Genomic DNA, 23,287 nt, shown 5'->3' on the forward strand with positions numbered 1-23,287 from the left:
GCCATGGAAGATCAGCCCCCCGACGAGGACGCCCTGACCATCCCCGACGCGTGGCGGCGGACGCTGCACGCGCGCCGCGGCGGCACGCCCGGCCCGAAGGTCAAGGTCGACCCGGGCGCGCCGAGCGCGGCCCGGGGCCTTGCCGAGGCGACGCAGGGTGCGGTCGAGGCGCTGCTCGCGGGCGGGGCCGGCGACCCGGCGCTCGCCGAGGCCGCGCGGCGGCACCTGGACGGGACGGCCGACCCGGCGGGGGCGGCGGCGGTCGCGGCCGTCACCGTGCTGGGCGCAGGCGGCCCGAACGCGCGGGGAAAGGTGCACCGCGCCTACGCCGACGCGTGGATCGCCGAGCACGGCATCGCGTTCGCCGCCTGCGCGCTGGTCGAGCTGAGCCGCACGGAGGCGACCCGCAAGGCCGGCGGCCCGTGGCGCGGCACCTCGGTCGGCGCCGTCCGCATTCCGGACGAGACCACCGTCGCCGTGTCGCCGGACGAGGCGCGGCGCGTCCGGGGGCTGCTCGCCGCGGCCGCCAAGGCCGACTACGCCGGCGCGGTCGACCGGCTGGCCGCGCACCGGTCGGGGTGGGGCGCGCGGTGGCTCGTGTCGTACCTGGTACCGACGCGGCGGGACTGGGTGGACGAGTGCTGCGCCGCGCCGCCTCCGCCGCGGCGGCACCCCGACATCACCCTGTTCGCGCTGTCGGCCCTCGGCTCGGCCGACCAGCTCGACGCGCCGCTGCCGGCGCACGGGCTGCCCTGGTGGCACACGACCCGGGCGCTGCTGGCCACACTGGTGGACGGGGTCGGCCCGGACGTCCTCCCGTACCTGCTCGCCGCGGCCGACGGCGGGCGCCTGGACGCCGACGGCCGCAAGAACGTCATCGAGGCGATCGCCGTCCTGCCGACCGACGCGGCGTTCCAGGCCCTGATCGACCGCCTGGACCGCAAGCACGTGCGGGCGGCGCTCGGCGAGGCCGCCCGGCGGTTCCCGGTGCGGGCGCTGCGCCTGCTGGCCCGCGCGGGCGCCGACGACCTGCTCGCGGCCCATGCCGAGGCCAACGCCGGGCTGGTCGCCGCGGTGCTGCCGAGCCTGCCGGGCGACGTCGCCGCCACCGTCGAGCGCGTCGCCCCCGCCTCGCCGCGCGTTCCCGCCGCCGAGCCCGGCGCGCTGCCCGCCGTGCTGGCCGCCCCGCCGTGGCACGACCCGCGGCGGCCCGTCCTGGCCGGGCTGACCCCGCCCGCGACGCGGCTCGCGTGGCGCGACGGCGAACGGCGCGCATGGCTGGAGACGGACCTGGAGCAGCACGTCGCGAGGCCCGGCGGCGCCGATTGGGAGGCGCTCGCCGCGGGCTACGCGGCGGGCGACCACAAGGTCGCCCCGCTGCAGCTGATGGTGTACGGCCCCGAGGAACTGATCCGACCGCTGCTGCCCGGCTACGAGGGGCTGCTCCGCCCGTTCGCCTACGTGTGGATGCGGCCGCTCGTGGCCCGCTACGAACTGGACGCGCTGCCCGCCGCGATCCGCACGGCCCGGCCGAACCCGGAGGACTGCGGCGAACCGCTGCTGCCGTACCTGGACGCGGGCGTGGCCATGCTGATGGCGGACGGCCTCGTCAAGCGCGGCAAGCATCTCCGGCCCGCCCGCCGCTGGTTCGACCGGCACGGGCCCGCCGCCGTGCCGCTGCTCGTCCCGGCGGCGCTCGGCACGAAGGCCCGGGACCGGCGCGGCGCCGAGACCGCCCTGCGGTACCTGCGCGACGCCCACGGCCTTCCCGGCATCGTGGACGCCGCCCGCGCGGCCCACGGCGACGAGGCCGGGGAGGCGGTCGAGGAGCTGCTGTCCCTGACTCCGTCCGAGACCGGCCTCGCCCAGCCGGTGAAGGCCGGCACATGGCTGGAGCCGGAGGCGCTCCCGCAGGTCCTGCTGCGCGGGCGCGGCCGGGCCCTGCCGCTGGACGCGGTCCGCGCCCTCGTCGAGCTGCTCACCCTGGACCCTCCGCAGGCGGTGGACGACGTCGCGGCGGCGTGCGAACCGGGCTCGGTGGCCGAGTTCGGGTGGGCGCTGTTCCGGCGGTGGCTCGACGCGGGCGCGCCGTCCAAGGACGGGTGGGCGCTGCGGCAGCTCGGCCGTACCGGCGACGACGACACCGTCCGGCGGCTGACGCCGGTCATCCGCGCCTGGCCGGGCGAGGGCGGGCACAAGAACGCCGTCACCGGTCTCGGCGTCCTCGCCGAGATCGGTACGGACGTGGCGCTGATGCACCTGCACGGCATCGCGCAGAAGGTGAAGTTCACCGGCCTGCGGGTGGAGGCGCAGGCGCGGATCCGGCAGGTCGCCGCCGGGCTCGGCCTCAGCCCCGACGAGCTCGGCGACCGGCTCGTCCCCGGATTCGGGCTGGACGCCGACGGGAGCATGGTCCTCGACTACGGCCCGCGCCGCTTCACGGTCGGGTTCGACGAGCAGCTTAAGCCGTTCGTCACCGACGAGGACGGCAAGCGCCGCAAGGCCCTCCCCAAGCCGGGAGCGAACGACGACCCCGACCTCGCGCCCGCCGCCTACAAGGCGTTCGCCACGCTCAAGAAGGACGTGCGGACCGCCGCCGCCGACCAGATCCGCCGCCTGGAGCGGGCGATGGCGGCGCAGCGCCGCTGGTCCTCGGCCGACTTCGGCGCGTACATCGTCCGGCATCCGCTCGTCCGGCACATCGCCCGCCGCCTGCTCTGGATCGCCGAGGACGGCAGCGCCGGGGTGGAGGGCGCGGGCGGCGGAGCGGCGACCGGGTTCCGGATCGCGGAGGACGGCACGTTCGCCGACGTCCGCGACGACGTGTTCGAGCTCCCCGAGTCGGCGCGGGTGGGGGTCATGCATCCGGCGCGCCACCGCGCGGACGCCGAGGCGTGGGGGGAGGTGTTCGCCGACTACGCGATCCTCCAGCCGTTCCCGCAGCTCGGCCGGCCCGTCCACGTCCTCACCGAGGCGGAGCGGGAGAGCGGCCGGTTGACCAGGTTCGAGGGGCTGAGCGTCCCGTTCGGGACGGTCCTCGGTCTGGTCAGGCTCGGCTGGGAGCGCGGCGAGCCGCAGGACGCGGGCGGCGAACGCTGGATCTCCCGCCGCGTCGCGGGCGACCGGTACGTCGTGATCGACCTCGCCCCCGGCATCTCGGTCGGCGCCGTGGACGCCTCCGGCGACCACCAGGTCCTCGAGTACGTGTGGCTCGCGACGGAGCCCGGCGACTTCTGGCCCAGCAAGGGGACCCCTCTCACGTTCGGCGAGCTGGACGACGTCACCGCGTCCGAGGTCCTCGCCGACCTGACCACTCTCGCGGAGGCCGCGCAGGCATGAGCGACGACACCACCGAGTACCAGCGGCCCCCGGCCGAGGTCAGGTTCGCGGCCGAGCTCGACCGGCTCCGCGAGGACGACACCGCGCCGCGCCCGCCCGGATGGGCGCTGAGCCTGACGGCCGCGCGGCGGTTCGTCGTCGGGGACGAGGCGCTCGGCGTCCGCCGCAAGTTCGTCGGCGACACCGCCCTCATCGACCGGGCGCTCGTCACCCTCGCGACGAGCCGGGGGCTGATGCTCGTCGGCGAGCCCGGCACCGCCAAGTCGCTGCTGTCGGAGCTGATCGCGGCGGCCGTCAGCGGGACGTCCACGCTGACGATCCAGGGCGGCGCGGCCACCACCGAGGACCAGATCAAGTACTCGTGGAACTACGCGCTGCTGGTCGCGGAGGGGCCGTCCACGCGGTCGCTGGTGCCGGCGCCGCTGCTCACCGGGATGGCCGAGGGGAAGGCCGTCCGGTTCGAGGAGATCACCCGCTGCCCGCTGGAGGTGCAGGACTCGCTGCTGTCCCCGCTCTCCGACCGTGTGCTCGCGGTCCCAGAGCTGACCGGGGCGGACGCGATGGTGTTCGCGCGGGACGGGTTCAACGTCATCGCGACCGCGAACACCCGCGACCGGGGCGTGAACGAGATGAGCGCGGCGCTCAAGCGCCGGTTCAACTTCGAGACCGTGTTCCCGATCGCCGACTTCGGCACCGAGCTGGAGCTGGTCGAGCAGGAGGCGGTGCGGCTGCTGGAGCACAGCGGCGTGCAGGCCCCGCCGCGCCGGGACGTCCTCGAAGTGCTGGTCACCACGTTCCGGGAGCTGCGCGACGCCACCACCGAGGACGGCCGGTCGATGGACCGGCTGTCGGCGGTGATGAGCACCGCCGAGGCCGTGGCGGTCGCGCACCAGATCGGGGTGCGGGGCTGGTTCCTGCGCGGCGAGCCGGGCGGAGCCGCCGACATCGTCGAGTGCCTCGCCGGCACCGCCGCCAAGGACAGCCCCGACGACCTGGCCCGGCTGCGCCGCTACCTGGAGCAGCAGGCGGCCCGGCGCGACGGCGAGCAGTGGAGGGCGCTGCACGCCGCCCGGCACCTGCTGCCCGGCTGATGGCCGTCGCGTTCCTCGGGGTCCGGCACCACAGCCCGGCGTGCGCCCGGCTCGTCCGGGACGCGATCCGGCGGCTGCGGCCCGCGTACGTCCTGGTGGAGGGGCCCGCCGACTTCGGCGCGCGGATGGACGAGCTGCTCCTCGGCCACGAACCGCCCGTCGCGATCTTCAGCTACTACCGGGACGCCGGCCGCGTGCACGCCTCCTGGTCGCCGTTCTGCGGGTACTCGCCGGAATGGGTCGCCCTCAACGAGGGGCGCGCGGCGGGCGCCGAGCTGCGGTTCATCGACCTGCCCGCCTGGCATCCGGCGCTCGCGGGCCGCAGCAACCGGTACGCCGACGCCGAGCGCCGCTACGCCGAGGTCACCGAGCGGCTCTGCCGCGAGTTCGCGGTCGACAACACCGACATCCTCTGGGACCACCTCTTCGAGATCGACCCGGACGGCGCCGCCGAGCGCCTCGACGCGTACTTCGCGCTGCTGCGGGGCGAGGCGGAGGCCGGGGAGGACGACACGGCCCGCGAGGCGTACATGGCGGAGTGGATACGGGCGGCCGACGCCGACGCGGGCGGCCGCCCCGTCGTCGTGGTCACCGGCGGCTTCCACAAGCCCGCCCTCGAAACGCTCGCCGCGTCCGGCGGCACCGGCTGGCCGGACGTGCCGCGGCCGCCCGAGGGCGCGACCGGCGGCGGCTTCCTCGTCCCCTACTCGTTCCGGCGCCTGGACGCCTTCACCGGCTACCAGTCGGGCATGCCGTCGCCCGAGTACTACCAGCGGCTCTGGGAGAGCGGCCCCGAGGCGGCGGCGGGCGCGCTCATCGAGACGGTCGCGGCGCGGCTGCGGAAACGGCGGCAGGGCGTCTCGACGGCCGACCTGATCGCCGCCCGCACCCTCACCGAGGGCCTCACCCGGCTGCGCGGCCACCGCGCCCCCGCCCGCACCGACCTGCTGGACGGCCTCGTGTCCGCGCTGGTGAAGGACGACCTCGACCAGCGGCTGCCGTGGACGTCGCGGGGCCCCCTCGCCCCCGGCGCCCACCCGGCCGTCGCGGAGATGGTCGCCGCGCTGAGCGGGAGCCGCGTCGGCCGCCTGCACGCCGCGACGCCCGCGCCGCCGCTCGTCCACGACGCGTCCGCCGAGCTGGAACGCCTCGGCCTCGACGGGGACGGGCCGGTCGTCCTCAAGCTGACGACGCCGCGCGGCCTGGAGCGCAGCCGCGTCCTGCACCGGCTGCGCGTCCTGCGGATCCCCGGCGCCGACCGCGAGTCGGGCCCGGCGACGGGCGCCGACCCGGTGCTGGAGGAGCGCTGGCTCCTCGGCCCCGCCGACCCCGGCGGGCGCCGCCGCTCCGCGCTCATCGAGGCGGGCGCGTACGGGCCGACGCTCGCCGACGCGGCGGCGGCCGTCCTCGACGAGCGCGTGACCGGCGCGGGCGCCGACATGCGGCGGCTCGCGGACGTGCTGTTCGACGCCGCCCTGTGCGGCTCCGCGGACCGGTCCGACCGCATCGCCGGGGCGATCGCCGCGGGCATCGCGGGGTCGTCCGACATCGCGGCGCTCGGCGCCGCGCTCGGCGCCGTCCTCGGCCTGTGGCGGCACGACCGCGTCCTCGGGACGGCCCGGAGCGCGCTGTTCGGGACGGTCATCGAGGAGTGCGCCGCCCGGATCCTGTGGCTGGCAGAGGGGATCCGCGGCGGACCCGCCCCCGCCGACCTCGACCGGCTGCGCGCGCTGGCCGCCACCCGCGACGCGCTCCTGCACGCCGCCGGGAGGCTCCGCCTGGACCGGGACGCGGCGCTCGGCGTCGCCCGCCGCGTCGCCGCCCGGCCCGACGTCCCGCCCGACCTGCGCGGCGCCGCGTTCGGGCTCGGCCGGGCGCTCGGCGACACCGCCGACCCGGCCCGCGCCGTGCGCGGGGCGGCCGGCCCGGCGACGCTCGGGGACTGGCTCGCCGGGCTGTTCGCGCTGGCCCGGCAGGAGGTGCTCGACCCGGACGCGTCCGTCCTCGGCGTCCTCGACGAGCTGATCGGCGGCCTCGACGACGGCGGCTTCCTCGTGGCGCTGCCCGCGCTGCGGCAGGCGTTCGAGTTCTTCCCGCCGCGCGAGCGGGAGGCGATCGCGCAGGGCCTGCTGGAGCGCCGCGGCCTGCGCGGCCCGGCCCGCGCGCTGCTCCGCGCCCCCGACGACCCGCTGCTGGTCGCCGAGGCCCGCGCTCTGGAGGCCCGCGTCGACCGGGCGCTGGCGGCGGCCGGCCTCGCGGAACCGGGCGGGCCGAACCGCGACGCGCGGGGGGACGTCCCCCCGCCGGGAGAGGAGGGGGAATCGTGATCCCGCCCGATCTGGAACGCTGGCGGCTCGTCCTCGGCGCCCCCGCGGAGCCGTGCACCGGGGCGCTCGGCGGCGAGGGCGCCGAGCGGGACGCCGCCCTCGACTGGCTCTACGGCCGCGACCCGGACCTCGCCCGGCGCGGCGTCCGGCGCGGCGCGGGCGGGAGCGGGCGGGCCCGGCCCGGCGGCGACCGCACCGGCGGCGACGGGCCCTCCCAGCTCACCACCGTCGACTGGCTGGACTCCGTGCACCGGCTCTTCCCCAAGGAGACGATCGAGCGGCTCGAACGCGACGCCGTCGAGCGGTACGAGATCCACGAGATCGTCACCGACCCGGCCGTGCTGGAGCGCATCGAGCCCGACGCGGCGCTGCTGCGCGCCGTCCTGCGCACCAAGCACCTGATGAACCCCGAGGTCCTCGCGCTCGCCCGGCGGATCGTGGAGGCCGTCGTCCGGGAGCTGGTGGAGCGGCTCGCCACCGAGGTCCGGCAGGCGTTCCACGGCACCCGGTCGCGGCGGCCCAGCCGCGTCCGGAACTCCCGCAACTTCGACTTCCACGGGACGATCCGCGCGAACCTCGCGCACTACCGGCCGGACGAGCGCCGCCTCTACATCGAGAGGCCCCGGTTCGTGTCCCGGACGAGGCGGCACATCGAGCAGTGGCAGCTGATCCTGCTCGTGGACCAGTCCGGGTCCATGGCCGGGTCCGTGATCCACTCCGCGGTCACCGCGGCGTGCCTGTGGGGGCTGCCCGGCCTCAAGACGCACCTGGTCGCGTTCGACACCGCCGTGGCCGACCTCACCGCGGACGTCACCGACCCGGTCGAGCTGCTGATGAAGGTCCAGCTCGGCGGCGGCACCGACATCGCGCGGGCCGTCGCCTACGGCGCCGGGCTCGTGCAGAACCCGCGCCGGACGATCGTCGCGCTCGTCACCGACTTCTACGAGGGCGGCGACCCGGGCCGGCTCGTCCGGGAGGTGCGCCGGCTCGTCCAGCAGGGGACGCACGTGCTCGGGCTGGCCGCGCTCGACGAGGACGCGAACCCCGACTACGACCGCGTGATGGCGGGCCGCCTCGCCGCGGAGGGTGCCCACGTCGGCGCCATGACGCCGGGGAGACTCGCCGAGTTCGTCGCCGAACGGATCGGCCGATGACCGGCCCCCCGGTCCGCGCGGACCTGCTCTCCCTCACCCCGGACGCCCTCGCGGCCCTCGCCAACCGCGGGCTCGTCAAGCGCGCGGCGAAGGACCTCGACGCGGGCCGCGGCCCGGAGATCACCGTCGCCGCGGACGGCGGCATCGGCGGCGCGTTCCCGGACGGCGCCGAGACGTCGCTGCCCGCCGGCGCCGGGCTGGAGGCCGCGGCCTGCTCCTGCGCCGCGACCGGGACGTGCCGCCACCGCGTCTGCCTCGTCCTCGCCTACCAGCGGACGGCCCCGACCGGACCGGAGGCGCCGGCGCCCGACGCGGCGGCCTGGTCGCCGGGGGCGTTCGACGACGACGCCCTCGCCCGCGTCCTCGGGCAGCGCGCCCTCACCGCCGCCCGCCGCACGCTCCGCGCCGGCTACTCCGCCGCGCTGCGCCGGCCCACCGCGGACGACCCGGTGGCCCACGCCGAGCTGGCGACCTGCACCGTCCGGTTCCTGGTGCCGGACGAACTCGGCTACGTCCACACCGACGCCGTCGCGGCGGTGCGCGGCGAGGTCACCGTGCTCGCCGTCTGGGCGTTCCGCGCCGCCGACGAACGCGGCCTCACCGGCGGCGAGGTCCGCCTCGACGTGGGCGGCGCGCCGGGGGAGTCCCGCGCGGCCGCCCCGGACGCCGCCCTCGACGCCGCCGCCGACCTCGCCGGCCAGGTCCTCCTGGAGGGCGCCGTCCACGCGGGGCCCGTCCTCGCCACCGCTCTCGGGCGCACCGCCGCCGACCTGGCCGGACGCGGCATGCACTGGCCCGCCGCCGCGCTCGGCGACCTGGCCGCCCAGCTCGCCGCCTACCACGAGCGCGGCGCCGGCCACGACCCCGCGCGCGTCGCGGAACTCCTCGCCGAGGTCCACGCCCGGCACCGCGCCGCCCGCGGGCCGGACCGCTCCCAGGTGCTCGGCACCGACGAGCGGGCGGAGACGCCGCTGGCCCGCGTCCGCCTCACCGCCCTCGGCTGCCGCGTCGCCGGGACCGCCGAGCACCGCACGGCCGACGTCTTCCTCGCGCACGCCGGCATCGCGCTCGTCCTGAGACGCCGCTGGGACGTCCCGGACGGGACCCGCCTCACCGGCGCCGACCTGGCCGGACGCAGGGTCCTCGGCGCGCCGCTGCGATCGCTCGCCGCCGCGAACATCGTGTCGGAGAGCGCCGCGCGCAGCGCCGGGCGGGTCGTCCGCGTCGCCGCGGGACGGGTCGCGAAGACCACCGTCACGCCGCTCGGCAACGCCTGGGAGACGCTGCCCGGCGGGCTCCTCGTCCGCGACCTCGCGGCGGAGGCGCGCGCACTGGACGCCCTGCCGCCCCGCCTCGTCCGCCCCCGCGTCGAAGCGGAACTCGTCCGCGCCGTCGAGATCGCCGAGGTCCGCGACATCGGCTACCACCCCGGCTCCCAGCGGCTGGAGGCCGTGGTCGCCGACGCGGCGGGCACCACGGCCGCCGTCTCCGCCGACTACAGCCCGCACCGTCCCGCCGCGCTCGACGCCCTCGCCGAGGCGCTCGCCGCCGCCCCCCGCGTGCTCACCGGCGGCGTCCGCAAGGACCGCGGCGGCCTCGTCATCGACCCGTTCGCCGTCCTGACCGGCGACGGGGTCGTCGTCCCGGACCTGGCCCCGGGCGAAGGCACCGCCGCGCTGGACGCACCGGCCCCGGCCGTCGGCGACCCGCTCGCCCACGTCCTCACCGAGGCCCTCGCCGGCTGCGCCGAAGCGGCCCACCGCGGGCTCCTGCACACCCCGCCCGGACTGCGGGAGCGCATCGCCCGCGCCGGAGCCGACCTGGACCGCGCCGGGCTGCGCACCGCCGCCGGGGCCGTCGCGGCCCTCGCCGCCGCCCTCGCCGCCGACGATCCGCACCGCACCGCCCGCGCCTGGGCCGCCGCCCACATCCGCCTGCTGACGACCGCCGAACTCCGCTGAGCCGGAACTCCGGGTATCCGCTCGAAAACTCTGGGTAATGCGCAATGGGGGGCGCACATGCAGGGTTTTTCCCGGGCCACGATCCATGAGGGACCGCTCGACGAGGTCCCGCCCGAAGGGCTGCGCAAGATCTGGGGATGGGCGGCCGTGATCGCCGTCGGCGGCTTCCTGTTCGGCTTCGACACCGGCGTGATCTCCGGGGCGCTGCTGTTCATCCGGGCCGACTTCTCGCTGAACTCCTTCGAGCAGGGCAGCGTCGTCAGCGTCCTCGTGCTCGGCGCCATGGCGGGCGCGCTGCTGTCCGGCCGCCTGGCCGACCGGATCGGCCGGCGCGGGGCCCTCGGCCTCGAAGGGCTCGTCTTCCTCGCCGGGACGGCGGTCGCCGCGCTGTCGACCGGCCTGCCGATGCTGCTGGGCGGCCGGCTGATCCTGGGGCTGGCCGTGGGCGCGGCGTCCGCGACCGTCCCGGTCTACCTGTCCGAGATCTCCCCGCCGCAGATCCGGGGCAGCGTGCTGACCCTCAACCAGCTGCTCATCACGGTCGGCATCCTCGTCGCCTACATGGTCAACGTCGCGTTCGCCGGTCCCGGCGACTGGCGCGCGATGATCGCCTGCGGCGCGGTGCCCGCCGTGGTGCTGGTCGCGGGCGCGCTCTGGTGGCTGCCGGAGTCCCCGGCGTGGCTGCTCGCCGCCGGCGGCCGCGCCGGCCGGGAGCGGGCCCGCCGGCTGATCGCCTCGGTCACCAACGAGGCGACGGCCGACCGGCTCGTCGAACTGCGTCTCGCCGCGGCGCGGGAGCGGGCCGCCGAGGACGGCGGCCGGCCGGGCTGGCACGCCCTGCTGGCGCCGCGGATCCGGCCCGCGCTGACCGTCGGCGTCGTGCTGGCCGCCGTGCAGCAGTTCGGCGGGATCAACACGATCATCTACTACGCGCCGACGATCATCGAGCGGACCGGGCTGAGCACCGCCGACTCCATCTACTACTCCATCGCCATCGGCGTCATCAACCTGCTGATGACGCTGGTGGCGGTCCGGCTCATCGAGCGGGCGGGCCGCCGCGCCCTGCTGCTGTTCTCGCTCGGCGCGATGACCGTCACGATGGTGCTGCTCGGGCTGGCGTTCGTGGCCGGATGGGCGGCCGAGCCGTCGCTGGTGTTCATGGTCCTGTACATCGCCGGGTTCGCCGTCGGGATGGGGCCCGTCTTCTGGGCGATCATCGGCGAGATCTTCCCGGGGCCGGCCCGCGCCACCGGCTCCGGCGCGTCCACCGCGGTGAACTGGGCCTCGAACTTCGTGGTGAGCCTGGCGTTCCTGCCCGTCGCGAAGGCCGTCGGCGAGGGGGAGACGTTCTGGATCTTCGCCGCGATCTCGCTGGCCGGGCTGCTGTTCACGGCCCGCTTCGTCCCGGAGACCAGGGGCCGCGAGTTCGCCGAGGTGGACGCCGACCTGCTCCGCCGCTTCGGCCGCCGGGCCCCCGACACCGGCCCTGGATGAGACCGGGCCGGCTGCGGCGGGGGGCGGGCGAGGCGGGCGGGCGCGCCTGGCGGCGGGTGCGGTCGGGGGTGTGGCCGATCGCGCAGCAGACCGCCGCCGCGACCCTCGCCTGGCTCATCGCGAGGCTGTTCGGCCCGCACACCGACCCGTTCTTCGCGCCGATCGCCGCGGTCATCGCGCTCAACACCGTGCGCGGCCAGCGCGGGGTGAACGCCGTGCAGATGCTGGCCGGCGTGGTGACGGGCATCGGCTTCGGCGAGCTGGCCCTGCTCGCGCTCGGCACCGGCTACGGCACCCTGGCCCTCGCCGTGTTCGGCTCGATGGTGCTGGTCCGCGCCGTCACCGAGTCCGCGCTGGTGATCGCGCAGTCCGCCGCGTCCGCGATCCTCACCGCGACCGCCGCGGGCGGGCAGGCGGGCCCGTTCCGGATCGCGGACGCGCTGATCGGCGCGGGCGTCGCGCTCGTGTTCAGCCAGCTGCTGTTCACCCCCGAGCCGCTCGCGCTGCTGCGGCGGGCCGAGGGCGCCGCCCTGGACGGCATGGCCGACGGGCTCGACCGCGCCGCGCGGGCGCTGCGCGAGGACGACGACCGGCTGCGCGAGGCGGCGCTGGCCCGGCTGCGCGAGCAGCGCGACCGGCTCGCCGAGCTCGCCCGCATGGCCGGGGCCAGCACGTCGCTGCCCCGGTACTCGCTGGCGTGGCGGACGCGGCGGGCGCAGACGGTGCGGGAGAGCGAGACCGCGGGCCGGCTCGACCTGCTCGCGGGGAGCTGCGTCCTGGTGGCGCGCACCGCGCTCACGGCCGGCCGGGAGCAGCGCCGCGCGCTCGTCCCGGCCGTCGAGGACCTCGCCGCCATCGTGCGCGACATGGCCGCCGACCCGGGCGGCCACACCGCGCGCCGCCGCGCCGCCGACCGGGCCGTCGCGCTGGCGGCGCGGGCCGACGACCGGGACCTGGACGGCGCCGCCTCCGGCCGCGACGCCGCCACCGCGCTGCGCATGGCCGCGACGGACGTGCTGGTGTTCGCCGGCGTCGGCGCGGCGGAGGCGCGGGCGGCGGTGCGGAGCGGCGCCGGCCGGTACGACGTGCCCGCGCCGCCGGGCGCGATCCGGCTGCCGCGCCTCCTGCGGCGGCCCCTCGGGCGGCGGCCCCGTACGAGGTGGCCCCGTACGAGGTGGCCCCGCGCGCGGTGGCCCCGCGCGCGGTGGCGCGTCCCGCGGCGGCTCGGCCGGTTCAGGCGCGGCAGGTGAGCGGCCGGCCGCCGTTGTAGGCGATCATGTCGCCGAGGGCGCCGGCCAGGTCGATCTCGGCGCCCGGCTCGCGGCCGTCCAGCTCGGCGTAGGCGCGGTGCAGGTTGCCGACGATGCGCTCGGCGTCGGTCAGCTCCGCGTACGGGCCGAGATCGGCCTCGCGGGCGGCCTCCAGCGGGGTGAGGCCCGCCGCCCTCGCCTCGGCGGCCGTCGCCTGGACGAACCGGGCGTAGCCGGCGACGCGGTCGATCAGCTCGGGTCCGCAGACCGGGCCGTGGCCGGGGACGATCGTCTCCGCGCCCAGCGGCGCGATCACCTCCTCCAGCACCTTGACGGCCCCCGCGACCGAGCCCTGCATGAGGAAGGGGGTGCCGCCGTTGAAGAGGAGGTCGCCGCAGAACAGGACCCGCCGCTCGGGAATCCAGACGATGGAGTCGTTGGTGGTGTGCGCGGGCGTCCCGACGTGCCGGACCTCGCAGCGCAGGTCGTCCACCCACAGGGTCACGCCGTCGGTGTAGGTGAGGAACGGCGCCTCGACCTCGATGCCGCCCCAGTCCACCTTGGTCCAGAACGGCTCGTCGAAGGGCTCGCCCCAGGCGATCGCGCCCTCCCGCGTCTTCTCGTGGCCGACGACCGTGGCGCCCGCGAACAGGTAGTTGCCGAACGTGTGGTCGCCGTGGTGGTGGGTGTTGACGAGCGTCCGGACGGGCCGGTCCGTCACCGACCGGATCGACGCCAGGTAGGCGCGGGTGCGGCGCTCGGTCGAGCACGCGTCGACGCTGACCACTCCGCGCGTGCCGGCGAGGAAGCCGGTGTTGTTGATCCACCAGGTGCCGTCCGGCTGGACGTAGGCGAAGATCCCGTCGGAGACCTCCTGGAGGCGCGGGCTTCCGGGGCCGTCGAGGCCGGGTGCGTCGCTCATGGCACCGGGAGTGTAGCCCGGCCGCCCCCGGGGCGGCCCGGGTCGCCGCCCGGGCCGCTCTCCGGGCGGGTCAGTACTCGGGCAGCGTCGTGAGCACGTGCGGGCGCGGCGACGACTTGCGCGCCGACGGCTCCTGCGTGCCCGCCGAGCGCAGCACCTCGCCGGCGCCGAGCACGGCCGCGTCGCCGGTCTCGTCGCCGAGCCGCGCCTCCAGCCCGGTCCGGTCGCGGATCAGCCGGTCCAGGCCGGGCAGCCGGGCGCACCCGCCGCTGAGCGTGATGCCGACGCTCAGCACGTCCCCGGAGATCTCGGGGGAGCAGCCGGTGAGGCCGGCGCCGATCGCGTCCACGATCTCCGCCACCGGCGCGCCGATCGCGCGGCCGACGTCCAGGGTGGTGAGGACGATCTCGCGCGGCATCCCGGTCGCGATGTCGCGGCCGGTCACGACGGTCTGCTTCACCGGCCGCCGGCCGAGCGGCGGCACCGCGCCGACCGCGAGCTTCGCGGCCTCCGCGGCGGACCGCGACACCGCCACGTTGTGCTCGCGCCGGACCATCGCGACGATCGCCTTGTCCAGCGACGATCCGCCGATGTGCGCGGTGTGCGAGGTGACGAGGCCGCCGAACGCGATGACGCCGACGTCGGTGACGTCCGCGCCGAGGCAGGCGATGACGGCGATCTCGGGCCGCGTGGCCGAGGTCATCCCCATGCCGATGGCGGCGGCGATCGGCGTCGGCACGAGCGTGAGGCGCCGCGCGCCCGCCTGGTAGGCGGAGAACTGCAGGGCCCGGTAGTGGACGGACGTCATCCCGCTCGGCACGGTGACGACGAGCCGGGGGCGGGCGGTGTAGTGGCGCCGGTGGTGCCGGCGGACCAGGTGCCGCATCAGGTACTCGGCCTCGTCGGTCTCCGTCGGCGCGCCCTCGCGGATCGGCCGGACGAGTGTGACGTCGGGGTTGCGCCCGGCCATCTCCCGCGCGGGCGCGCCCAGCGCGAGGATGTGCCCGGTCTCCCGGGACCGGGCGAGCACGGACGGCTCGCGGCACACGACGCCGCGGTCCCGCACGTGCATGCGGACGGTGTCGCTGCCCAGGTCGATAGCGGTGTCACGGCCCGCGAAATCCCACATCGCGTCCCTCCCAATCGCCCCGTAAGTCGCAAGAGTCTTGTTGATGCCCTTGCGCTCCGGCGGGATGCCCACGGCCGGGTAAGCGAATGGCAACGTCATCGCGAACGAAGATCCGGAATATCCGGAACGCGGACCGCCGCGCGGCGCCCGCCCGGAGCGCAGTACCGGGCGGGCACCAAGACATCATGTGGCGGAGATCATGGAGGAAGATCACGCGCGCTGATCAGGCGGGCACGGCGCCGGGGCGCGCGCCGCCGCGCCGCGCCGTCCGGCCGCGCCTCGCCCGGACGGCGCCGGCCGTGCGGCACACCCCGTACAGGACGAACGAGATCGTCGTGACGTACGGGCTGACGGGGATGTCCGAGCCGATCGACAGCAGGATCCCGCCCACCACCGACACGGTCGCCAGCACCGCGCTCAGCACCGGGACGAGCACCGGCGACGCGGTGACCCGCACCGCCGCGGCGGCCGGCGTGCAGAGCAGCGCGAGGACCAGCAGCGCCCCCACGACCTGCACGGACACGGCGACCGCGAGACCGAGCACCAGCATGAAGAGCAGCGACAGCGTCCGCACCGGGACGCCCCGAGCCGCCGCCACGCCCGGGTCGAGGCTCGCGAACGCCAGCGGCCGCCACATGACCGCGAGGCACACCAGCACCACCGCCGACGTGCCGAGCAGCCACGACAGCCGCGGCGCGTCGACCGCGACGATCTGCCCGGTGAGCAGCCCGAACCGGTTTGCCGACCGGCCCGTGTAGAGCGACAGGAACAGCACGCCGAGGCCGAGCCCGAACGGCATCAGCACGCCGACGACCGAGCCCCGGCCGCGCGCCCGCGCGCCGAGCACGCCGATCAGCGCGGCGGCGAGCAGCGCGCCCGCGATCGATCCGCCCGCCACGCTCGTCCCGAGGAGCAGCGCGCCCGCCGCCCCCGCGAACGACAGCTCGCTGATGCCGTGCACGGCGAACGGGAGGTCGCGCATGATGACGAACGTCCCGGCCAGCCCGCCGACGACCCCCAGCACCGCCCCCGCGATGAGCGAGTTGCGGACGAGCGCGAGCAGCGCCCCGTAGTCGTCGAAGTTGAAGACCTCCTGCCAGATCACGCTGTCTCCCTACGGGAGAGCGTCCGCTCACGCCCGCCGGTGAGCGCCGCCGCGCCCGTGCCGTCCCCGAGGTCGAGCACTTGGTCGGCGAACGGCAGCACGGGCCCGGCCTCGTGCGTGACGAACACGACCGCCGTGCCGTGCTCGCGCCTCTGCCGGTCGACCAGCCCGCCGACGATCCGCTGGTGCTCGGCGTCCAGCGACGCGAGCGGCTCGTCGCAGAGCAGGACGCGCGGGCCGGCGGCCAGCGCCTGCGCGACCCGCACCCGCTGCAGCTCGCCGCCCGACAGCAGGTGCAGCGGGACGTCCGCGAACGGCGCGGCGCCCACGTCCCGCAGCGCGTCCTCGACCCGGCGGCGCGCCTCCCGGGGCCGCCGCCGCGGCCCCCACCGGTGCCCGTCGACGCCGAACCCCACCAGGTCGCGGGCCCGCAGCGGGGTGTGCGGCGGGACGGCCCGGTGCTGCGGGACGTAGCCGGTGAGGTCGCTGCCCCGGCGCGGCGGGCGGCCGTGCACCGAGACCGTCCCCGCCGACAGCCGCCGCAGCCCGAGCAGCACCCGCAGCAGGCTCGTCTTCCCCGACCCGTTGTGCCCGAGGACGACCAGGAACTCGCCCGCGGCCACGTCGAGGTCGAGCCCCTTCCACAGCGTCCGGTCCCCGTAGGCGAGGGCGGCGCCGCGCAGGGCGATCACGACAGCGCCTTGCGCAGCGCGGCGATGTTGCCGTCCATCCAGGCGATGTAGCCGGTGCCCTCGGGCAGCGTCTCGGTGACCGGCACGACGGGCACGCCGGCCTCCTTCGCCGCCTCGCCGAGCCGCTCGGTCTGCGGCCCGCCGGTCTGCGCGTTGGACACGAGCGCCCGCACCTTCTTCCCGGTGAGCAGCGCGAGGGTGTCCCGCAGGACCCGGGGCGGGACGTCGTCGCCCTCCTCGACCGCCTCGCTGAACTCGGCGGGCGTCCGGTTCTCCAGCCCCGCCGCCTCCAGCAGGTAGACCGGGACGGGCTCGGTGATCGCGACGCCCTCGCCCGCGTGCGCGGCCCTGATCGCGGCGACCTTCCCTTCCAGCGTCTTCAGCCCGGCCTTGAACGCGCGGGCGTTCGCCGAGTAGGTCTCCGCGTCCTCGGGGTCGGCCTTGGCGAGCGCGGCCGAGATCCGGTCGGCCAGGCGCGCGACGGACGGCAGGTCGTACCAGACGTGCTCGTTCAGCTCCTCGCCCGCCGGCGCGGTCCTGCCCGACGCCTCGACCGCGTTGAGCACCTCGGCCTTGGAACCCGCGCCCTTGAGCAGGGTGTCCATGAAGTCGTCGTAGCCGCCGCCGTTCTCGATGACGACCGCGGCCTTGGACAGCGCGAGCCGGGTGCGCGTCCCCGCCTCGAACGAGTGCGGGTCCTGCGAGGGGTCGCTGATGAACGACGTCACGCGCACCTTGCCGCCGCCGATCTGCCGCGCGATGTCGCCGTAGACGTTCGTCGAGGCCACGACGGAGACCGGGCCGTCCGCCGTCGCCGCGGTGCCGGACGACGATCCGCAGCCGGCCGCGAGCAGCGCCGAGACGGCCAGGAGCGCGCCCGTTCCGGACACGCGGGCACGCAGCAGAGAGGTCATGGGAAGCTCCTGAAAATGAAAACGGTTTTCAGTGCAAGTTAGCATGGCTCGCACCGATTCGTCCGCGATGCCGTCCTGCCCGGCAAGCCGTGTAGGGCCGCGGAAAGCTTGTGAATCGAGTTTTAGGCTGCTTTCCTGGCGTGCATGGCCCACCACGCGCTCGACTTCTCCGCCGGGACCGACATCGGACGGCGGCGGAAGGTGAACGAGGACTCGGCGCTCGCCGGCCCGCGCCTCCTCGCGGTCGCCGACGGGATGGGCGGCCACCCGCACGGCGACGTCGCCAGCCGGACGGCCGTCACGACGCTCGCCGCGCACCCGCTCACCGGAGACCCGGCCGCCGCCCTCGCCGCCGCCGTGGCCGCCATCGCCGCGCGGCTGGCCGAACTCGCCCGGCAGGACCCGGAACTGGCCCGCATGGGCACGACCCTGACCGCGATGGCGTGGGACGGGACGCGGTTCGCGGTGGCCCACATCGGCGACTCCCGCGCCTACCTGCTGCGCGCCGGCGAACTGTCCCAGCTGACGCGCGACCACACGATGGTGCAGTCGCTCATGGACTCCGGCCGCCTCACCCCGTCGGAGGCCGCCGCGCATCCGCGGGGATCGGCGCTGGTCAGGGCGTTGCAGAGCGAGGGCAGCGGCGAGCCGGACGTGTTCTGGCACGACGCCCTGCCCGGCGACCGGTACCTGCTGTGCTCCGACGGCGTGTTCGGCGTCGTCCGGCCCGAGGCGATCCGCGACACGCTGGCCGGGGACGCCCGTCCGGCGGACGCCGTGGCGCGCCTCATCGACCTCGCCAACAGCGGCGGCGGCCCCGACAACATCACCTGCGTCGTCGCGGACGTCGTCCCGTCCGGCGACGCCCCGGACCGGGAGCCGCTGCTGCTCGGCGCCGCGGCGGACGACGGCGGGCCCGGCCGCCTCGCCCGGCTCGGCCGCCGGTTCCACCGCCCGTGAGCGGGGGCGATCCGGGAGTGACCGCCGGCGACATCGCCCGGCTCGCCGGGGTGGGGCGCGCGACGGTCAGCAACTGGCGCCGCCGGCACGGCGACTTCCCGCGCCCCGCCGGCGGGACGGCGGCCAGCCCGCTGTTCTCCCTCGCCGCCGTCGAGGACTGGCTGCGCCGCAACGGCAAGCGGTTCGAGGTGTCCCTCGGCGACCGCGCCTGGCAGCGGCTCCGCGCGTCCGGCGACGACCTCCGGCTCGCCGACCTCGTCGGCTGGGCCGGCATGCACCTCCTCGACCTGCGCGGGGACGCCGGGAAACTCGCGTGGCCGGACATCGAACCGGGCGATCCCGGCCTTCCCGGCCTGCTCGCGGACCTCGCCGCCGAACACGGCCACGCCGGCGCGTTCGACCTCCTCTTCCAGCGCTACGTCCGGGCCCACTCGCGGCGGCTCGCCATCACCCCGGCGGACGTGGCCGGGCTGATGGCGCGCCTGGTGCGCCGCGACACCGACACCGGCACCGACACCGACGCGGGCACCGACACCGACGCGGGCACCGTTCTCGACCCCGCCTGCGGGCTCGGCACGCTGCTGCTGGCGGTCCCCGGCGCCCGGCGCGCGCTCGGCCAGGACACCGACGCGTCCGCCGCGCGCATCGCCGCGGTCAGGCTGCTGCTCGCCGGGACGCCCGCCGAGATCGCCGCCGCCGACTCGCTGCGCGCCGACGGCTTCGCCGGCGAGGTCGCCGACGCGGTCGTCTGCGACCCGCCGTCCGGCGACCGCGCGTGGGGCCGCGAGGAGCTGACCGGCGACCCGCGCTGGGAGTACGGGCTGCCGCCGCGCGGCGAGCCCGAACTGGCCTGGGCGCAGCACTGCCTCGCCCGCGTCCGTCCCGGCGGGCGCGCCGCGGTGCTGATGCCGGCGGCCGTCGCGGGCCGCCGGCCCGGCCGCCGCGTCCGCGGCGACCTGCTGCGGGCCGGCGCGCTGCGGGCCGTGGTCACGACGGCGCCCGGCGGCCCCGACCTGTGGCTGCTGCGGCGGCCCCGCCCCGGCGAGCGCCCGCCCGGCGCCGTCCTGCTGCTGGACGCCGAGGGCGACCTCGCGCGCGCCGAGCGCGAGCTGGAGCGGTACCCGGACGGCGCGTTCTCCGTGCCGGTCATCGACCTGCTCGACGACGAGGTCGACCTCAGCCCGGCCCGGCACCGTCCCCGGCCGGGCGCCGAGGCGTTCGGCCGCCGGTTCGCCGAGGTCACGCGGCGGCTGCGCGCGGCGGCGCCCGCCCCGCCCGACCTCGAACCACGGGACGACCCGCGGCCGCTGCCGGTCACCACGATCTCCGAGCTGGCCCGCGCCGGCGCGGTCGCGATCAGCCACGCGCCGTCCGGGCCGCCGTCCGGCGCCCCTGCTTCGGCCGCGCCCGGCACGGTGCCCGTTCTCACCGCGGCCGACGTGACCGCCGGGAGCGGCCCCTCCGGCACGGCCCCCGCCGGCCCCGCGCTGATCATGCTCGAACCCGGCGACGTCGCCGCCACCGCCGCAGGCGCGGCGCGCGTGATCGGGGAGGCCGGCGCCGCCCTCGGCCCCACCCTGACGCGCTACCGCCCCGACCCGGAGCGGCTCGACGCGCAGTTCCTCGCGGGCGTCCTCACCTTCGCGCGCACCCGCGCCGGCGCCGCCTCGTCCAGCCGCGCGGACCTGGCCCGGACGCGCGTCCCCCGGCTCCCTCTGGACCGCCAGCGGGCCTACGGCCGCGCCCTCGGCGAACTGATCGGCCTGACCGACACGCTGCGCGAAATGTCCGCCCTGGGGGAGACCCTGGTCCGGCTGGGCTTCGACGGCCTGCTCCACGGCGACCTCGGCCCCCGCGAGGACCGCGCCCCTCGCGGGTCCTGAGCTGGACGGCTTCCAGGGAATGCGAAGAGGCACGAGCGCCGCCCCGGCACCGGTCTGCCGGCGCCGGGACGGCGGAATGGGGCATTAGGGAGCGACGTATTCGGCCCACGGGTGGAACCCGGGGCGGTTGGACGGCTGGAACGCGCCGCGCCGGTGCGCGGGAGCCATGACCCGCGGCCTCGGGTCGGGCTCCGCTCTCGGCGGCGTGTCGCCGCGCGGCGGTCCGGCCGCGGAATCGTCCGGCTTCGGGGCGGGGCCGCCGGGTGGCGCGGCCTGTTTCGCCGGGGTGTGTGCGGGGGCGTTCACCGGGGGATTGCCGTGCGCTTCGGGCAGTGTGTCGGAGGGTGGCGGAATCTGGGGGTTCCGCTCCTTATCAGGCGGCTTCTGATCCGCTCTCTTCTGCGCGCTCATCCGGTCGATCTTCTCGACGAGTCCCCGTACCGAGGCCGACCATTCCTGGTACGCGGGCGCGCCCGGACGCACCGCGCCGGCGAACTGGCTCCTCCGCCGCGCGGAGATCTTGTCGATGCGGACCCGAGCGCCGGAGTGCGGCGCGTGCAGGAACCGCCCGTGCCCGACATAGAGGCCGACATGACTGCGGCCGTGGAAGAAGATGAGGTCCCCGCGTTCGAGGTTCCCGTACTTCACCTTCCGGTCGACCTTGCGGTACTGGGCGTAGGTGACGCGCGGGAGTTTCACGCCCGCCCTGCGCCACGAGGCCATCGCGAGACCGGAGCAGTCGTAGCCGCTCGGCCCGTCGGCGCCCCACCGGTACGGCTTGCCGATCTGTTTCCGGGCGAATCGGAGCGCCTTCTTCGCCTTCTCGCGCTGGGACGCCTCCCGCGTCCGGTACCTGTCGTACGCCTTGACCTTCGCCAGCGTGGCGGAGTCCAGGTGCAGGCCCTGCAGCACCGTGGGGCTGAGCGCCCCCTGGGCGGGCGGGCTGAGCGGGACCGCCAGCGCGAGGCCGGTCACCGTCGCCGTGACGGCCGCCCGGAGCATTCCCTGTTTTCGGCCGTCCGCGCGGGTGCGGCCGGTATGGCCGTCGGATGCTCCGTTCACGGCCTCGTCATCGAGCGGGTGGCGTGCGATGGACATTCCCGTTCTCTCCGTTCCCCATTTTCGGGTTCTTCCTGCCGCAGGGTGATCATCATCCTGCCGAGAGTTCGGGTACCCGTTGATCGCCGTGGAATTGAGAGAACCGGCCGATTTTACATGATCATGGTCCGGAATTGGAGGCGCGCTTCAGTGTCTTTGATCAAGCGGTCAGATGGGCGAGCGATTTCAGCGGAACGGGCAGCCAGGCCGGCCGGTTCCGCGCCTCGTAGCGCACCTCGTACACGGCCTTCTCGAATTCGAAGGCGTGCATGAGCACCGAATGCGCGGCCGGGTCGGCGCCGCCGGCCGCCGCGTAGCCGCGGCAGAACGCCGCCCGGTTCCGCGCCGCCCAGGCGTGCGCGCGCGTCTCCAGGTGCGGCCCCGACTCGGTCGGCACGATGCCGGCCTTGGTGATGAGGAACCGCGCCGCGTACTCGAAGGAGCGCAGCATCCCGGCGACGTCCCGCAGCGGGTGCGCGAGGGCGCGGCGCTCGCTCTGCGTGCGGGCCGGCTCGCCCTCGAAGTCCAGCAGCGCCCAGCCCGACTCGGTGCGCAGCACCTGGCCGAGGTGGTAGTCGCCGTGCACCCGCTGGACCGGCATCGGCTCCGCCCGCGCGGCCAGGTCGAGGAACACCGCGGCGAGCGCCTTCGCGTGCGGCGCGAGGCGGGGCACGGCCCGGCACGTGGCGGCCAGCTCGGCGTTCATCCGGGCGGCCAGCGCGCGCACCTCGTCAGCGGGGACGATCGTCACGCCGAACGTGTCGGCCAGCGCGCGGTGCACCTGCGCGGTGGCGGCGCCGAGCCGTTCGGCCTCGGCCGCGAAGTCGCCGCCGGCGGCGCTCGCGTCCAGCTCCGCCCACTCGTCGCCGGACGGCAGCGGGTACGCGAACCAGTCGCGGACGCTCGCGATCGCCAGGCTCCAGCCGTCCGCGCCGGTGTGCAGGTAGTCCGACAGGAGCCCGAGCGTGACCGGCTCCGCGCCGGCGTCGTCCGGCTCCAGCTCGATCCAGCCGTGCACGGCCGGGACGTGCGCGCAGCCGCCCCGCGTCAGCGCGAGGTTGACTTCGAGGTCGAGGTTGACGCCGTGGCTGAGCCGCCGGAACAGCTTGCAGATGTAGGCGTCGCCGAACAGCAGCGAGGTGTTGCTCTGCTCGGTGGTGATGGGCAGGCTCGCCAGGTCGGTCCGGATGCGGGCGCCGGCCACGTGCCGGAAGCGCAGCCGGCCGATGGACGCCTCGTCCGCCAGGGCGTCCAGCAGCGTGCGGGTCAGGTCCGGGTCATGGGCGGCGTCGTACAGGCGCGCCTTGCCGGCGCGGCCCGTGTCGCGTCCGATCTCGACGTGCCGGAGCCGGTCGGGCAGGTGGCGGCGGACCCCGAGGAGCAGTTGGTACTGGTCGGTGGCGCCGTTCTGCCGGACGTCGAGGACGAGGTGGTGGAGGGCGGGGTCGCCGCCGCGGAGCTCGGTGGCTGTGCCGATGGAGATCTCGTCGATCGGGCCGTCCTTCCCACCGAACCACCGCTGCCCTGGCAGCCACTCCGCGAGGTCTCTGGTCAGGTCCGATCCGGGTGTCAGCACGGTCAGACGGTCCTTCCCGCGCCGACGATCCGGTCCGCTCCGGCGTCGTCCGGCGGGAGCAGCTGGAACCAGAAGAACCCGTGGCCGGGGAGCGTCAGCAGGTAGGGGAGTTCGCCGATGGCCGGGAACTGGACGCCGCCCATGCACTCGACGGGGGAGTAGCCCTCGAAGCGCCGCATGTCGAGTTCGACCGGCTGCGGGAAGCGCGACAGGTTGCTGACGCACAGGATCGTGTCCATCTCGCCCCACGGGCTCTCGTCCTCGGTGATCTCGCGGGTGAAGGCGAGGACGGAGGGGTTGGAGGCGGAGAGTTCGACGTAGGAGCCGACGCCGAAGACGGGGTGGCGTTGCCGGATCTCGATCATTTTGCGGGTCCAGTGCAGGAGTGATCC

17 protein-coding genes are annotated in these 23,287 nt (G+C 76.3%); 9 read left to right on the forward strand and 8 right to left on the reverse strand.

The window, feature by feature from the left end; translation table 11 throughout:
* Positions 1–3: 3 nt before the first annotated feature.
* The 7 genes from ACA511_RS24515 to ACA511_RS24545 are packed head-to-tail and all read left to right on the forward strand — an operon-like array spanning position 4 to position 12,616.
* Positions 4–3,339, forward strand: a complete 3,336-nt coding sequence (locus tag ACA511_RS24515) for a DUF4132 domain-containing protein (protein WP_375026922.1) — start codon at positions 4–6, stop codon at positions 3,337–3,339.
* Positions 3,336–4,430, forward strand: coding sequence for an AAA family ATPase (locus ACA511_RS24520; protein WP_375026923.1), 1,095 nt, complete (start codon positions 3,336–3,338; stop codon positions 4,428–4,430). Before ACA511_RS24515 ends, ACA511_RS24520 begins: the two co-directional genes overlap by 4 nt.
* Positions 4,430–6,757, forward strand: coding sequence for a DUF5682 family protein (locus ACA511_RS24525; protein ID WP_375026924.1), 2,328 nt, complete (start codon positions 4,430–4,432; stop codon positions 6,755–6,757). The genes ACA511_RS24520 and ACA511_RS24525 overlap by 1 nt, the downstream gene beginning before the upstream one ends.
* Positions 6,754–7,911: a VWA domain-containing protein gene (locus ACA511_RS24530; protein WP_375026925.1), complete on the forward strand. Its 1,158-nt coding sequence runs from the start codon at positions 6,754–6,756 to the stop codon at positions 7,909–7,911. The genes ACA511_RS24525 and ACA511_RS24530 overlap by 4 nt, the downstream gene beginning before the upstream one ends.
* Positions 7,908–9,872: a hypothetical protein gene (locus ACA511_RS24535; RefSeq protein ID WP_375026926.1), complete on the forward strand. Its 1,965-nt coding sequence runs from the start codon at positions 7,908–7,910 to the stop codon at positions 9,870–9,872. Before ACA511_RS24530 ends, ACA511_RS24535 begins: the two co-directional genes overlap by 4 nt.
* Positions 9,873–9,929: 57 nt before the next feature.
* Entirely contained in the window at positions 9,930–11,366 is a 1,437-nt protein-coding gene (locus ACA511_RS24540) for a sugar porter family MFS transporter (RefSeq protein WP_375026927.1), read from the forward strand.
* Positions 11,363–12,616 carry an aromatic acid exporter family protein gene (locus tag ACA511_RS24545; protein WP_375026928.1) on the forward strand — a complete coding sequence of 418 codons (1,254 nt, stop codon included), beginning with the start codon at positions 11,363–11,365 and terminating at the stop codon, positions 12,614–12,616. The genes ACA511_RS24540 and ACA511_RS24545 overlap by 4 nt, the downstream gene beginning before the upstream one ends.
* Here ACA511_RS24545 and ACA511_RS24550 read toward each other — a convergent pair.
* From ACA511_RS24550 to ACA511_RS24570, 5 genes are all read right to left on the reverse strand, one after another.
* Positions 12,600–13,538, reverse strand: coding sequence for an MBL fold metallo-hydrolase (locus ACA511_RS24550; protein WP_375026929.1), 939 nt, complete (start codon positions 13,536–13,538; stop codon positions 12,600–12,602). The genes ACA511_RS24545 and ACA511_RS24550 overlap by 17 nt on opposite strands.
* 70 nt (positions 13,539–13,608) lie before the next feature.
* A complete protein-coding gene (locus ACA511_RS24555) occupies positions 13,609–14,667 on the reverse strand; it encodes a rod shape-determining protein (RefSeq protein ID WP_375026930.1) in 1,059 nt (352 codons plus the stop codon).
* Positions 14,668–14,890: 223 nt separating this feature from the next.
* Positions 14,891–15,772 (reverse strand): metal ABC transporter permease, encoded by an 882-nt coding sequence (locus tag ACA511_RS24560; protein WP_375026931.1) that lies wholly within the window; start codon positions 15,770–15,772, stop codon positions 14,891–14,893.
* Positions 15,769–16,464: a metal ABC transporter ATP-binding protein gene (locus ACA511_RS24565; RefSeq protein WP_375026932.1), complete on the reverse strand. Its 696-nt coding sequence runs from the start codon at positions 16,462–16,464 to the stop codon at positions 15,769–15,771. Before ACA511_RS24565 ends, ACA511_RS24560 begins: the two co-directional genes overlap by 4 nt.
* Positions 16,461–17,378, reverse strand: a complete 918-nt coding sequence (locus tag ACA511_RS24570; protein ID WP_375026933.1) for a metal ABC transporter solute-binding protein, Zn/Mn family — start codon at positions 17,376–17,378, stop codon at positions 16,461–16,463. Before ACA511_RS24570 ends, ACA511_RS24565 begins: the two co-directional genes overlap by 4 nt.
* 144 nt (positions 17,379–17,522) lie before the next feature.
* Here ACA511_RS24570 and ACA511_RS24575 point away from each other — a divergent pair, with 144 nt between their 5' ends.
* Both ACA511_RS24575 and ACA511_RS24580 read left to right on the forward strand, forming a co-directional pair.
* Entirely contained in the window at positions 17,523–18,338 is an 816-nt protein-coding gene (locus tag ACA511_RS24575) for a PP2C family protein-serine/threonine phosphatase (protein WP_375026934.1), read from the forward strand.
* Positions 18,339–18,355: 17 nt separating this feature from the next.
* Positions 18,356–20,221, forward strand: a complete 1,866-nt coding sequence (locus tag ACA511_RS24580; protein WP_375026935.1) for an N-6 DNA methylase — start codon at positions 18,356–18,358, stop codon at positions 20,219–20,221.
* Between the two features lie 84 nt (positions 20,222–20,305).
* Here the strand turns inward: ACA511_RS24580 and ACA511_RS24585 are convergent, their stop codons facing one another.
* The 3 genes from ACA511_RS24585 to ACA511_RS24595 all read right to left on the reverse strand — a co-directional run.
* Positions 20,306–21,319, reverse strand: coding sequence for an NlpC/P60 family protein (locus ACA511_RS24585; RefSeq protein ID WP_375026936.1), 1,014 nt, complete (start codon positions 21,317–21,319; stop codon positions 20,306–20,308).
* A 160-nt stretch (positions 21,320–21,479) separates the two neighbouring features.
* Complete coding sequence (locus ACA511_RS24590; protein WP_375026937.1) at positions 21,480–22,895, reverse strand: aminoglycoside phosphotransferase; 1,416 nt, start codon at positions 22,893–22,895, stop codon at positions 21,480–21,482.
* 2 nt (positions 22,896–22,897) lie between these two features.
* Positions 22,898–23,287: alpha-glucosidase C-terminal domain-containing protein (locus ACA511_RS24595; protein ID WP_375026938.1), on the reverse strand; the 390-nt coding region annotated here is incomplete at its 5' end.

The organism is Actinomadura sp. GTD37 (genome assembly GCF_041951365.1).
In the GTDB taxonomy this organism is placed as follows: Bacteria; Actinomycetota; Actinomycetes; order Streptosporangiales; family Streptosporangiaceae; genus Spirillospora.